Origin of the sequence: Chryseobacterium flavum (assembly GCF_003385595.1) — a bacterium.
Lineage (GTDB): Bacteria > Bacteroidota > Bacteroidia > Flavobacteriales > Weeksellaceae > Chryseobacterium > Chryseobacterium flavum.
Window position 1 is genome coordinate 1 of sequence record NZ_QNUE01000021.1, and the last position, 13774, is coordinate 13774.

Consider the following 13774-nt stretch of genomic DNA (forward strand, 5'->3'; position numbering starts at 1 on the left):
ATAATATACTTAAAATAATAAATGATTATATCCCATATCAGAGTAAACCTGTCATTAAATCAACATTTAGGGATAATTATTTTAAAAATGACTGATTTAATTGTCATCATATTTATTACATTTGTAGTGAACAAAAATTTTTTTATGAAAAGATTAGCTATAATTTCTGCTTTATTTATAGGAGTTTTCGCATTTGCACAAGGTATAAAGTTTGAAGACGGCAACTTTGCGTCAATCCTGGCAAAAGCAAAGAAAGAAAATAAACTCATATTTATTGATGCCTATGCTTCCTGGTGCGGACCCTGCAAGCTGATGGTAAAAAATATCTTCCCGCTGAAAACAGTAGGTGACTATTACAATGCCCACTTTATTAATGCCAAAATTGATATGGAAAAAGGGGAAGGAATTGAGCTGGCAAAAAAATATAATGTAAAAGCTTTTCCTACTTACCTGTTTATTGATCCCAACGGTGAAACAGTACACAGGACTTTAGGCTATGTAGAAGAAAAAGATTTTATACAGTTTGCAAAAGATGCTGAAGATCCCAACAAAAGGCTGACAGCATTGAAACAAAAGTTTGAAAGCGGAGAGAAAGATCCTGATTTCTTAAAAAATCTGGCAGGACTTACCATGTACAATGATACTGAATTTGCCAGCAAGGTATTGGTACGTTATTTTGAACAAAAAACCACATTGGACCAGGAGGATGCCCAAATGCTGATCTCAAGTCCTCAAAGTACAGAAGGACCTTTATATAAATTATTTCAGGATAAAAAAGCTGATATCCTAAAGTTTATTTCCAAAGATAATTATGAAAGGGCAGATAAAAGTATTAAACTGACCGAAATCTCCAGAAAAGCCTATAATGCAGAGACCAAAACATGGGATGAGAATTACTTCATGACAGAAACCCAGAAATTTCTGCCTAAAGAAAATGCTGAAAGGTTATTTAAATCAATGAAAGCAAGCAGAGCGCTAAAAAATAAGGATATTGCCCTGTATGAGAAACTGATTCTTGAATTATACCAGGATTACTCCAAAGCAAGTTCCGGAGAATTGAATTCGCATGCGTGGAATTTCTTTGAGAATGTTAACAATAAAGCTTCTCTCGAAAAGGCTATTTTATGGGCACAGGAATCTGTAAAAAAAGATCAGAGCTTTGCCAATACAGATACTTTAGCTAATCTTTATAACAAGGTAGGTGATAAGAAAAATGCAAAATTATGGGCAGAGAAGTCTATCGAACTTGCAAAAAGTAATGGTGAAGATTCTTCAGATACTGAAAAGTTGCTAAAAAGTCTTTAAATCATAAGATAATAAAATTAAAATCCGCAGAATAGTTCTGCGGATTTTAATTTTATTATTATTTTTCTGTTTTTCTAATACTCAAATAATACACTTCCCCATGTAAATCCACTTCCAAAGGCAGAAAGAAGTACAAGATCTCCTCTTTTGATTTTACCTTGTTCAATGGCCTCACTTAAAGCAATGGGGATTGAAGCTGCTGTGGTATTTCCATATTTCTGGATGTTATTAAAGACTTTGTCATCCGGTAACCCGAACTTTTCCTGTACAAACTGAGCAATTCTCAGGTTGGCCTGATGCGGAATAAACATATCAAGATCTTCAACTGTTTTTCCAGCCTTATTTAAGGCTTCCATCATCGTTTCAGGAAATCTTGTTACCGCATGTTTGAATACAAAGTTTCCGTTCATGATAGGATAAACTTCTTTATTGGTTACATTTTCGGGGTCTTTTCTCATTCTGTCACTCCATCCGAACTTAGAACCCGGGAACTGTGTACAAAGATCATCAGCGTATTTTCCTTCAGAATGCATATTTACTGCAAGAACATCTCCTGAAGTTTCATCCTCCGTTGCAGAAAGCACAATAGCCCCTGCCCCATCTCCGAAGATTACGGAAACTCCTCTTCCTTCATCAGAAAAATCCAGACCGAAAGAATGAACTTCTGCTCCTACAACAAGAATATTCTTATAGGTACCTGACTTGATGAATGCATTGGCAACACTCATAGAATACACAAATCCTGAACATTGGTTCCTTACATCCAGTGCTCCGATTGTATCGCATCCCAACATATCCTGAAGCAGCACTCCACATCCCGGAAAATAATAATCCGGTGACAACGTAGCAAAAATAATATAATCAATATCTTTTGAGGTAAGCCCAGCCTGCTGAATAGCCTTTTCAGCTGCTTTAAAGCCTAAATAAGCGCTGGTTTCCTGAGAATCATATCTATTTTTTCTGTGTCTTCTTTCCTTGATGCCTGTCCTTTCTGTGATCCATTCATCATTTGTGGTCATTAGTTTAGCTAAATCATCATTTGTAACAATGTTATCTGGAACATAAAATCCCACACCTTTAATTGTACTTTTAATCATATAGTTTTATAATTTTGGCAAAGATAAAACTTATTTAACACATAGTTTTTCAAAATATTAGTATTTTTACTTTATGTCAATTGATACGGTATACAGAAATCCCCAATGCGAATGGGTAGATGTAGAGGCTCCTACTGCGGAAGACCTGAAATTTCTTCATGAAAGATATGAGATCAATAATCTTCTTCTGGAAGATACCATAGATCCCAATCACCTCCCAAAATATGAAGAAGATGGAAATATAAAGTTTTTTCTTCTCAGGGAAAGTACAGAACTGGAAAGGAAAAATCTGAATACAATCAGTGACATCAGTACCAAAATTGCTATTTTTTTAGTAGACAGGACTATTATCACCATCCACCGGATGAAAACCAAAAGTATATCTGAAACCATAAAAAAACTTTCAGCCACCCAGGAAGAAACCACTCCGGAAAAAATAGCCCTCATGATTGCTATATTGATCATGAAGAGCTTTGATGATGAGTCTATCAGCCTGCTGGAGACTATGGATAATATTGAAAATGAGATTTTCCTTAAAAATACCAACCATACAGGCCAGATCCGGCGCCTTTATAAGCTGAAACGGAAATCAGGGCTGAATTCACGCGTATTGGTTATTTCTACTGATGCTATTGATAAATTTAAATTATTAAACCTGCCGGATTCTGCAATCGTCGATTTAAAAGATAAGCATAAGGATGTAGTAGCAGATTTTGACCACCTGAATATACAGATCACCAACCTTATTTCGATGTTCCTGGCACTTTCTGATCAAAAAGCCAACCAGGTGATGAAAGTTCTTGCTATTTATTCGGTATATTTTTTACCCATCACATTTATCGCCGGAGTATATGGGATGAATTTTGATAATATGCCTGAACTTCATCATAAATACGGCTATTTTATTACAGTGGGAGTAATGGCTACGGTAGTTATCTGTACATTTATTTATGTACGCCGTAAGCAGTGGTAACCGCAAACAGTCATTTTTACTAGAAACACCATGAAAACTGAAGATCTTAATAAAATCCTGAATGACAGCTCTCTTTCACAGGCATCTAAGGAAAAGCTTATTGCGTTGCATGAGAATATTTCTTCCAGGGAATTTTCAGATCTGTTGGACCATTCCGGAAATCAGTATGTAGAATTCGTACAGGAAGGGGGCGGTGTTTGGGGAAGTGCACTTGTAGGTTATCTTTATGGTCTGGAGATCTTTGGCATCCGCTTTCTGAAAGTGGCGGGAACCAGTGCCGGAGCTATCAATACCATACTGATTGCAGCCTGTAAAACGAAGGAAGAGGCCAAAAGCGAGCTTATTAAAGATATTCTTTTCAGCTGGAACTTTGCAGATTTTATGGACGGAAAAACATATGTAAAAACGACACTCCATGCCATGCTCAACAATAAAAATTTCTTTACTGTCAATGCTGTCATTGCTGCTGTTCTGTTCATTATCCTGATCAGTATTCCTTTCGTGGTATCTTCGGAAACCATCCTGAATGCAAAACTGATGTTCCTGATTCCATTGGTTCCGGCTATAATCCTGTTCTTCTGTATAAAAAAGCTATACCATAATTTCAGAAAAGAAAACAGTGGGCTTAACCCCGGAAATGTATTTTTAAACACCATGAAAAATGCGCTCGACAGTTTTGGAATAAAAACGGTTGCGAAACTTAATGAAAAATTTGTCCGGAAGGAACATCATCTTAACCTCAACTACCGCTACGGGAACGGGCAGGAATATTATACCATGGCCCTGCAAAGCATTGAAAATATTAAAAGTAAAAATCAGGAACACATTGATCAGACCCGATATAAAATTTTCTATGAAAGTGCTGCCAATAATGATTATTATAAAAACAATCCTTTTTATCAGCTCAGGTCCGAGTATGTAATTATTACCACTGATATTAATGCTAAAATAAAAGTGGAACTTCCAACAATGGCCAATTTATATTGGTCTGAGGAAGAACTGAAGCATATCAGTCCGGCGGAATTTGTCAGAGCGTCAATGTCCGTGCCTTTCTTTTTTGAACCTTTTCAAAAGAGGATCAATAAAGATGATGATTCGGTAAAATATGCATGGAAATTCTGGATGAATACCAAACAGGAAAATATCAATCCTGTAGGAATTTTTATTGACGGAGGCAGTATTTCCAACTTTCCCATTGACCTTTTTCATGCAGATGAAGTTTTTTATCCCAGAATGCCGCTTTTTGGTGTGCAGCTGACCAGCGATTCTGATCTTCTTTCAGAAAAAGGAAAAACAAGCGAAGAAATTCTAAAAACACCTTTCAGCTATGCAGGAAATATCATCAGTACTTTAAAAGGGTTCAATGATAAGACTTTTCTTACCAAACACAGCTTTTACCATCTTTTCAGTATACAGACGGTCAACTGTGGAACCAGCAGCTGGCTAAACTTTTTTATGAAAAAGGAAGAAAAAGAAGAACTTTTTAACAGAGGGTTCCAGGCTGCTCTTGACTTTCTTAACCGCTTCGACTGGGAAAAATACAAATATGAAAGGATGTTGCTTTCTATGAAAGAGAGAAAAATACTTAAAGAAGAAGATACTCCTACGGTAGGGTAAAGATCTTTAGCTTAAAAAAATATATGAATTATGAAGTATATCTGTAGTTGTTGTGGAGAAGAAAAAGAGGAGTGGCCTGCGATCGCCTATCCCGTTCCTTATTTTTATTCAGAATTATCTGAAGAAGAGCGTAAAAAGTCCGAGCTTACTTCCGATTTATGCATTATTGAAGATCCAGAATATACTCACCAATTTATCCGTACGGTTCTTATACAGGAAGTTACAGATAGCTGCCAGGATCTGGAGTATGGCATTTGGGTTTCGCTAAGCGAAACAAACTTTAATGAATATGTTGAGAATTATGACAATAAAGAATTTGAAGCTGAATATTTCGGCTGGCTTTGCTCTTACCTTCCTGATTATGATTTCCCGGAAAGCATTCCTACGACAGTTGTAGTAAATAATTCTATAGGCCGGCCATTTGTTTATCCCCATCAAAGTTATGATCATCCCTTTGTGGATGATTTTTATGACGGAATAGCAGAAGAAGAAGCAATGAAAAGGATTAACAGAGTTTTAAATAGGAATAGATGAACTGGATTATCAGAAGTACAAAAAAAGTAAAATTCCATACGAATCTTCAGGAAGTTCTGAAGCCAGTATGGGATGACCTGGCTGTTTATAACTGGATTCTTACTGATCTGGAATTTATATCTACCGGCCAACCAATCCCTATCAATTATGACCAGGATGTTTTCATTTTAAATTGTCAGCAGCTTGAACAACTTTATAATACCAATCCTCAGATTATTTGGGGAATAATATCAGCTGTTCCAGATAATATTAATCCAGATACTTCAATAATCTCTACATTATCTGCCGAAGATACAAGTGTTTGGGAGCCTAATCATTTTTTAATAAAGGAAAGTATTTTAGAAATTGTTGCTTTTGATAGTGGGTATACTATTATAAAATTTAAAGATAAAGGGCTTTCAGATAAATTTAAAGAATATTTTCAAGAACAAGCGGTAGATCTGCAAAAGTTCAATGAAAAATATATGTAAAACCTTTGAATACATACAAAAGTAAGTTGAACTCGTTCCGATTCAAGTTCAACTTACTTTTCATAATATTGTTATAAATTATCCAGAAACTCCAGATACATCGGAACGCTCCTGTTGATCCACTCATCGGAAGAATCTCTTTCAATTCCATAGTAAACAAAAGGTTCTCTGTAATCTGCCTTTATATAATCAAAAGTCAGTTCATAGGGTCTGAAAAGCTCTTTCATCGTATATTTATATTCCCCGGATGCGCTGTATCCTTCTTCATCTATTCCTGCTGTAACAGCCAGACTCATCTTCTTTCCTCCAAGTTTATAGCCACTTGTACTTCCATATGCCCAACCATATAAAAGGACTTCATCCAGCCATTGTTTTAAAAGCGGCGGACTGCTGAACCAATAAAAAGGAAACTGAAATACAATTTTATCATAAGACTCCATCATTTTCTGTTCCTGAGCTACATCAATTTTCCCATCAGGATAGATCTCATACAGCTGATGAACTGTATATTTTTCAGGGTATTTTTTTAATTCATCAATCCATCTTTTATTGATCACAGATTTTTCAATATCCGGATGTGTCACAATCACTAAAGTCTTCATTATGTTTAAATTTCTATTACAAAATTACTACACATAACTTACATTTCGTACATTAGCTACCCATTGTATGGTACTATAAAAAATGTAAGTAATGACTAAAATAAAGGAAACTTCAACCAATTTTGCCAATAAAAAAGCTCTTGCTGATGAGTGCCCGGAAATCTATGCTTCCAACATTATCGGAGGGCAATGGGCTCTGGCGATCTGCTGTTATCTGATCAATGGAAAAATGAGATTCGGGGAATTAAGGAAATGTCTTCAGAATATTACTGAACGAATGCTTACGCTTCAGCTCCGCAGGCTGGAAGAAGACAAAATCATTACAAGAACAGTTTATGCTGAGGTTCCGCCACGGGTAGAATACGAACTTACAGAAATAGGCTACAAACTAAAACCTATTATTTTGGAATTTGAAAAATGGGGAAAGGAACACAAAGAACTCATTGGGAAGAATAATGTTTTCCCGACATAGTTATTTTCTGTTTTTTGTGTAATTTAGTATGCATAAAATCCACAAACTAATACTATGAAAACCTGACTTTTTTAATTGCCCTGGTTACGACTATTTGCTGGGGGACAACTGCAGTTGCACAAAAAATTTCGGATGGTCAGACACTGGACCTTAACGGGATGAGTGTTACCTTCAATATTCTTAATAAAGAAAGTATTGAAGCCGGGGGAAAAGCTTATGACCGATATAAGGTTTCTGCTTCTGTAAAAAATAACTCAGAAAAGCCCTACAACATCAGATTGACTTCCTTTCCTCAAATTGTCAGCAATATCGGGCTGGTAGAACTGGACTGCATCAATGCTACCGGTGCAAGACTCACTTCTAAGAAGATTGAGTTGAAAATGAAAGCCCAGATCATCAATGTAACTTATTCTGCATATGATAAATCTGGAAAATCAATAACCAGTACAATTCCGGTAACCGGCAGCTATTATTTTGATCCGGGCGATACAATTAGTGATCATGCGATTTTCATTGTTCCTCAGGGAGAAAAACCTGATGTTTCGGTAAGAAGCCTGAAATAAATGAATTTGTTCCGGTAAATTACCGGAACAAAAAACTATTTTTTCATCCATAAAGGCTTTTGTTCTAAAACTTTAAAGTGAACCGGACAGATTTCAGCATGAGCTCCTTTCAGGTATCCGGTACTCATCAGAAATTCATTAACAATCTCTCCGCCTGTAAATTTAAATGTTTTCTTAAACAGCTTCATCCATTCCTGCAGAGTTTTGGGATGATGATGTTCCAGCCATTTTTCAAATGATCCGAATTCCTTCTGCAGTTCAATAATTGTCCGGGCATTTTCTATTGCTGCATTTACCTTTAGTTTGTTTCTGATAATTCCCGGATCATTTAACAGTCTTTCACGGTCTTTTTCCGTATAAGCTGCTATTTTCTTAATATTAAAATGATCATATGCTTTTCTAAAGCTTTCTTCCTTTTTCAAAACGGTTTCCCAGCTTAAACCTGCCTGATTGATTTCCAATAATAATCTGCCGAACAATTCGTTGTCATCATGGATCGGAAATCCATAATGATGATCATGGTAGTTTTTATGCAGTTCTTTCCTGCTTTCTGGTTGCATTCTTTCGATTGCCAGACAATAACTCATTGAATTCTGTTTTTAAAATAATGGGATAAAGATAAGTGTGTATTGTGACAACTGCCAGTCAGTAGCTATTAAATTTCCGGAATTTATGTGAAAAACCACAAAATGATTTTTACAATTTATAAAGCTCAAATCAAAATAAAGTGTAGTTTTGTATCCATGTCACGTTCAGGAGTCCATATGAAAACCTATAAAGTCATCATAATGATGCTTATACTGTCATTTTCATTATCTCCATGTTCTGTAAAAAGAAATATTCTTGATATTTTTGATATTCAATACATCAGTGGCCTAAATAAAGTAAAAACAACATCCGCCCCGATTACAAACTGTGATGGTTCTGCAATAACCACCAGGTTTTCAGCTTCAAAGACGATTATAAGATTAAGTGACAAAGATATTTTCCTTGCATGGCATGTACAAAGTAACAGAGAAAGGAATTTGTCATTTAATAAATACTCAGGCTATACTTCCGGAAACAGTCCTCCTAAATATATTTTATTTAAAAGACTCAGAATAAATTTGATATAGTTTTAAAAATCAAATTCAATCAGTCTTTTACAATAATATTATATTTCAATGAAACATACCATAAATGACCGGCCTTCCGATTTGGCCGGCTTATACACTTTATCTTTCCGTCTGGTTATTGGATGGACCTATTTTTCAGCCTTCTGGCGCAGACTTATTCTTGAAAATAAATTAATTCCTGATGAAAAAGGATATATAGGAGAAAAGTTCAATCATTTTCTTCCGAATGCATTAGGAATAAAACCTGTTATCGAATATCTGGTTACTCATCCGGAAGCTTTACAACGTTCCATGATAACCTTTACAATTATTGAGGCTGTAGTAGGATTATTCATCATTCTAGGACTGTTTACCAGACTGATGAGTATAGGGATCTTCAGTCTTGCTCTTGGAATTCTTCTGGGATCCGGCTGGCTTGGGACAACCTGCCTTGATGAATGGCAGATAGGAGTTCTGGGAGTAGCAGGAGGTTTTGTTTTGTACCTCACAGGGAGCGGCCCTTATTCTCTTGATTATTATTTCATACAAAAAAAGCAAGGTTTCACACAGCGAAAATGGTTTCAATGGCTGGGATCCGGGGTACTTCCTTTTTCAAAGCCTAAAACAATTGTATTAACAGGTTCCCTGTTTATTTTCGGGCTGACCCTTTATACCAATCAATACTTTCATGGTGGGGTTTGGGGAAATCTGCATAATAAATCAATAAAACCTAACATTGAAATTTCTCAGGTTTCGCAGGATAATTCAGATCTTAAATTTGAAGTATACAGAACTGAAGGAGCAGATGTATACGGATCCTTCCTGATAGGAATTCAGCTCCTGGATCAAAATGGAAATATCCTGAAAGAATTCAATTATGAACAACTTTCTAAACTGTCTGGTGAGCATATTCAAAATCATTATGTAGCCAAAGTTAAGCCAGGAAAATACAGCCTGATTATTCCCCTGGGAGCCAGGGCAGACATTTCACTGGATATAAGTAATATCCTTCAAAAGCATACTATTCATACTTTAAAACTGATTGATATCAGTGGCATTGAATGGACAGCCATAGTCAGATAAATACAATGGTAAATATCAGGATATTAAAATCTCTTTTCCTGTTTTCAGGAAGAAATATAAAAGGGCTGCTGTTTTCTACAGCAGCCCTTAATTTATAAGCTGTTCTTTTTGTAAATCCCGGGTAATATCACTTCGTTTATTTTGTTTTTCAGGAAAGACTCACTTTATATATACATGAGCTATCGGGATTGAGTTCCAGAACCCGTACTTCAAGTAAAACATCCAGTCCCATAGTATCACACACGCCTTGTATAAAGGGTTTTATAACCGGCCATTCCAACAGTTCTGCAATTTCTAGACGCTGTGCAATTTTATGGTAGCGGTCAACTCCTTTTATCAATAATTCAATTTTATGGTCATTCAATTCTTTAAGTTCAAAACTATATTCGGGACTGGATGTAAAAACTGCCCCTATAAGTATTTTTGCCACTGCCGGAATCCCGGCATGCAAATCGGGTTTTGTATCTAAATTCTTTAAGGTCATTCTTGATCCCAGATCATACATAAAGCTGCTTGAAAGTTCTTCTATAGCATCCTTACCATAAAGCCTTCCTGCCTGCTTAAGCATTCCTCCGTAGAATGCGCCTGTAATATCGGAAAGACGCTGAACAAGCTCTGTGAAGGTAGCAGGGAAAAAATCTGAAATAATCTGCTCCCGATCCATTTCTGAAAGATAAACGTCATTTTTCCTGAAATCAGATAATGCCAAAAATGTTTCCGGCAATTGTAAATTATTATTCATGATAAAAGTTTTTAAAATATAGATTTTATAGCTCTGTAATAGTCAGTACAATCCTTAAATAGTTTTAATGAATAAAAACAAAGGTCAAACAACAATGGCTGTGTAAAGTGTTTTCAGAGATGGGACAATCTTTCAGACTTGAGTATTTTACAATACCCGGTATATCTCCTTTGGAAAAAAGGATGTTGAAGAGGGAATTTATTCATATTTCTTTCATTTGTTACTGTAAAGCTATAAAAAAAATACAAATTCTCCAATAAGTGATTTTATTTTATATGAAAAACTACTATCATTTATTATATCTATATATTATCAGGCGGTTAAATAATTTAACAGCCTGACTGGTAAAAAAATAACCTCCGGAAATCCGGAGGTTTGTCAATTAAATTTTAGTGCATGGCTTCACTCAAATCTATTTTTTCTTTGCTTTTTCTTTCTTTTATAAATAAGATAAACGGAATACATATCAGAAATATTACTCCCAGATAAAGAAATACATCCATATAGGACAATACAGTCGCCTGTTTTGTTACGGACAGGTCCAGCATTTTATAAGCGGCATTCATTGCTGCATCAGGAGTCATTCCTTTCGCAATAAAGTTTGCTTTCAGAGCAGCCAGTCTTTGCTGAACATCAAAACTGTTTTCGTCCAGATGTGAAATCAGATTATTTCTGTATTTCTGGCCGGCATTGGCAATAAAGGTTGTAATCGCTGCAATCCCGAAAGATCCTCCAAGTTGTCTCATCATTCCTGTGAAAGCTGCTCCCTGACCAATCTCCTGCCCTTTCAGTGTACTTAAGGACAGCGATGTGATTGGAATAAACAGTAATCCCAGCCCGGCTCCTCTTACGATCAGCATCCAGAAAAAAGCATCTTTACTTGTGTCCGGTGTCAGGATTTTATATCCCCAGAAACTATAGATAAAGAAGATGAATAATCCCAGGGAAACCAAAATCTGCTGTTTCGCTCCTTTAGTAAGTAATCTTCCGATGATAGGCATCATAAAAGCTGTCGTTAAAGCTGCCGGAATCATTAAAGCTCCTGACTGGAGTGCCGTCCAGCCCAAAATACTCTGCGTATAAAGCGGAACTATGAATGTTGACCCATACAGCCCAAACCCTAATACAAATGACATCACCGTTCCGATTCTTAAGTTTCCATTTTTCAATACCCTGAGTTCTACAATCGGGTATTTGAAGGTAAGCTCCCTCCAGAGGAATAATATAAATCCTAATATTGCAGCTACTGTAAAGGCTACGATCATTCCGCTCTCAAACCAGTCTTCTTCATGTCCTCTTTCCAGAATGAACTGTAATGAACCTACCGTTACAGCCAGTAAACCAATACCAATCCAGTCGACATCTGAAACTTTACGCTTTTCAGCATATTTTGGACTTCTTACGAACTGCAGTGTCATTAAAGTGGCTGCAATTCCGATCGGGATATTAATATAAAATATATACGGCCAGCTGTAATTATCAACAATATATCCTCCAAGTGGCGGACCTAATGTAGGACCAATGATTACTCCCAGGCCATAAATAGCCTGAGCCATACTTCTCTTTTCAATCGGATAAGATTCCGTAATGATCGTCTGTGAGGTTACCAGTAAGGCTCCTCCTCCGATACCCTGCATCAATCTGAAGAAAACAAGTTCCCAGATATTGGTGGCATTTCCACATAAAAATGAAAATACCGTAAATATGATGATGGATGCCGCAAAGTAATTTCTACGTCCGAACTGCTGTGAAAGCCAGCTTGTCATCGGAACAATAATTACGTTCCCGATAGCATAAGCTGTAATCACCCAACCCACTTCTGAAAGCGTAGCTCCAAGATTCCCCTTCATTTCATTCAGGGCAACATTGACAATCGTGGAGTCTACAATTTCAAGAAGGGCACAAAGGATAGCAGTAATCGTAATGATCACTCTCCGCGCTCCATATTCTACTAATGAATCTTGCATAGTTTTTTTGATGTGAAAAGGCAATTGTGAATTGTGTTACGCAAATGAATAGTAAATTTTAAACAGTATATCTGAATTGACTGCAAAACTGACTCACATTGACAACAACATTCATTGACTTTTAACAATTTTAAATATTATTTCAAAGCAACTTCTGCTTTCACATTCATTCCTGTTCTCAATCTTTTTGCAATATTCTTGTCAAGATTTACAAAATCAATTTTTACAGGAAGCCTTTGAACTACTTTTACGAAATTACCACTCGCATTATCCGGAGGAAGAATAGAGAAAGTTGCTCCTGTAGCCGGAGAGAACGAGCTTACCACTCCTTCAAATTCTTTATCAGGAAAAGCATCAATTTCAATTTTCACCTTCTGGCCTTCAACCATTTTATCCACCTGTGTTTCCTTAAAGTTAGCCACTACCCATTTCTGGTCGTTTTTAACCAGAGCGAACAGCTGTGCTCCGGCCTGTAAGTATTGCCCGGCCTGCGTAGGAACTTTTCCGACATATCCGTCTTCGGGAGCCACAATAACAGTGTATGACAAGTTTAATCTGGCATTTTCAACATCTACCTCTCTTTGTTTAGCCACAGAACTTGCAACGCTGATCTGCTGAGAGCTTGCTGCTGTTTGGGATGAAGCAATATTTGTTTGCTGCGCAATCTGGTTTCTCTGATCAATCAAAACCTGTAATTGTTTATCTGCAGACTGCTTTGCTGCCAGAGCCTGTTCATATTGCTGTTCTGTAATTGAATGATCCTTTACAAGGTTAGCATATCTTTTCAGGTCCTGAGAAGTTTTCCAAACGTTTACTTTTGCAGCTTCTATCTGTGCGTTTGCAGTTACAACTGCTGCTTCGGATGAACTGATGTTTTTTGAAGTGGCTGTAGTAGTAGCTTCCGCATTGGAAATATTACTTTTAGCAGTAGACAAAGCTGCCTGTGCCTGTTCAAGAGCCATTTTCTGATCTCTGTTATCTAAAATAACCAGTGTATCTCCTTTCTTCACAAACTGATTATCCTTTACTTTTACTTCTGCTACATATCCTGAAACTTTAGAAATGACAGGGGCCATATTTGATGCAATTTGGGCATCATCTGTTTCCTCGTGATATTGTCCGTAAGTATATGCTCTGTAACCATAGATTCCTCCTCCGATTACTACCGCTGCTAAAATGATTGGAAAAACTAAACTTTTTTTCTTTTTAGGTTCAGCTGCCTGTGTATTATTATTTTCCATTTTGGGTTTCGATC

At 36.5% G+C, this 13774-nt stretch carries 15 protein-coding genes; 9 read left to right on the forward strand and 6 right to left on the reverse strand.

Annotated features, from left to right (window positions below; all coding sequences use genetic code 11):
- Positions 1-144: 144 nt before the first annotated feature.
- Positions 145-1305: a thioredoxin family protein gene (locus DRF59_RS18235; protein ID WP_115963702.1), complete on the forward strand. Its 1161-nt coding sequence runs from the start codon at positions 145-147 to the stop codon at positions 1303-1305.
- Positions 1306-1379: 74 nt separating this feature from the next.
- Here DRF59_RS18235 and DRF59_RS18240 read toward each other — a convergent pair whose 3' ends face one another.
- Positions 1380-2402 (reverse strand): 3-oxoacyl-ACP synthase III family protein, encoded by a 1023-nt coding sequence (locus tag DRF59_RS18240; RefSeq protein WP_115963591.1) that lies wholly within the window; start codon positions 2400-2402, stop codon positions 1380-1382.
- Between the two features lie 73 nt (positions 2403-2475).
- Between DRF59_RS18240 and DRF59_RS18245 the strand changes: the two genes are divergently transcribed.
- The 4 genes from DRF59_RS18245 to DRF59_RS18260 are packed head-to-tail and all read left to right on the forward strand — an operon-like array spanning position 2476 to position 5996.
- Positions 2476-3375: a magnesium transporter CorA family protein gene (locus DRF59_RS18245; protein ID WP_115963593.1), complete on the forward strand. Its 900-nt coding sequence runs from the start codon at positions 2476-2478 to the stop codon at positions 3373-3375.
- A 30-nt stretch (positions 3376-3405) separates the two neighbouring features.
- On the forward strand, positions 3406-4992 hold the full coding sequence (locus tag DRF59_RS18250; RefSeq protein WP_115963595.1) for a patatin-like phospholipase family protein: 1587 nt from the start codon (positions 3406-3408) through the stop codon (positions 4990-4992).
- Between the two features lie 30 nt (positions 4993-5022).
- Complete coding sequence (locus DRF59_RS18255; RefSeq protein WP_115963597.1) at positions 5023-5526, forward strand: DUF2199 domain-containing protein; 504 nt, start codon at positions 5023-5025, stop codon at positions 5524-5526.
- Positions 5523-5996, forward strand: a complete 474-nt coding sequence (locus tag DRF59_RS18260) for a hypothetical protein (protein WP_115963599.1) — start codon at positions 5523-5525, stop codon at positions 5994-5996. The genes DRF59_RS18255 and DRF59_RS18260 overlap by 4 nt, the downstream gene beginning before the upstream one ends.
- Positions 5997-6067: 71 nt before the next feature.
- On the opposite strand, the gene DRF59_RS18265 is transcribed toward DRF59_RS18260, so the two are convergent.
- Positions 6068-6598, reverse strand: a complete 531-nt coding sequence (locus DRF59_RS18265) for an NAD(P)H-dependent oxidoreductase (RefSeq protein ID WP_115963601.1) — start codon at positions 6596-6598, stop codon at positions 6068-6070.
- 91 nt (positions 6599-6689) lie between these two features.
- Between DRF59_RS18265 and DRF59_RS18270 the strand changes: the two genes are divergently transcribed.
- On the forward strand, positions 6690-7070 hold the full coding sequence (locus tag DRF59_RS18270) for a winged helix-turn-helix transcriptional regulator (RefSeq protein ID WP_115963603.1): 381 nt from the start codon (positions 6690-6692) through the stop codon (positions 7068-7070).
- 158 nt (positions 7071-7228) lie between these two features.
- Positions 7229-7633 carry a hypothetical protein gene (locus tag DRF59_RS18275; protein WP_115963605.1) on the forward strand — a complete coding sequence of 135 codons (405 nt, stop codon included), beginning with the start codon at positions 7229-7231 and terminating at the stop codon, positions 7631-7633.
- Between the two features lie 35 nt (positions 7634-7668).
- On the opposite strand, the gene DRF59_RS18280 is transcribed toward DRF59_RS18275, so the two are convergent.
- Complete coding sequence (locus DRF59_RS18280) at positions 7669-8220, reverse strand: DNA-3-methyladenine glycosylase I (protein WP_115963607.1); 552 nt, start codon at positions 8218-8220, stop codon at positions 7669-7671.
- A gap of 102 nt (positions 8221-8322) precedes the next feature.
- On the opposite strand from DRF59_RS18280, the gene DRF59_RS18285 reads away from it, so the two are divergent.
- Both DRF59_RS18285 and DRF59_RS18290 read left to right on the forward strand, forming a co-directional pair.
- Entirely contained in the window at positions 8323-8748 is a 426-nt protein-coding gene (locus DRF59_RS18285; protein WP_123873709.1) for a hypothetical protein, read from the forward strand.
- 48 nt (positions 8749-8796) lie between these two features.
- Entirely contained in the window at positions 8797-9810 is a 1014-nt protein-coding gene (locus DRF59_RS18290; protein WP_115963623.1) for a TQO small subunit DoxD, read from the forward strand.
- Between the two features lie 148 nt (positions 9811-9958).
- Here the strand turns inward: DRF59_RS18290 and DRF59_RS18295 are convergent, their stop codons facing one another.
- The 3 genes from DRF59_RS18295 to DRF59_RS18305 all read right to left on the reverse strand — a co-directional run bounded on the left by DRF59_RS18295 (position 9959) and on the right by DRF59_RS18305 (position 13760).
- Positions 9959-10552, reverse strand: coding sequence for a hypothetical protein (locus tag DRF59_RS18295; RefSeq protein ID WP_115963625.1), 594 nt, complete (start codon positions 10550-10552; stop codon positions 9959-9961).
- A gap of 389 nt (positions 10553-10941) precedes the next feature.
- Positions 10942-12519, reverse strand: a complete 1578-nt coding sequence (locus tag DRF59_RS18300) for a DHA2 family efflux MFS transporter permease subunit (protein WP_002977631.1) — start codon at positions 12517-12519, stop codon at positions 10942-10944.
- 137 nt (positions 12520-12656) lie between these two features.
- Positions 12657-13760 (reverse strand): HlyD family secretion protein, encoded by a 1104-nt coding sequence (locus tag DRF59_RS18305; protein ID WP_115963627.1) that lies wholly within the window; start codon positions 13758-13760, stop codon positions 12657-12659.
- Between the last annotated feature and the right edge of the window lie 14 nt (positions 13761-13774).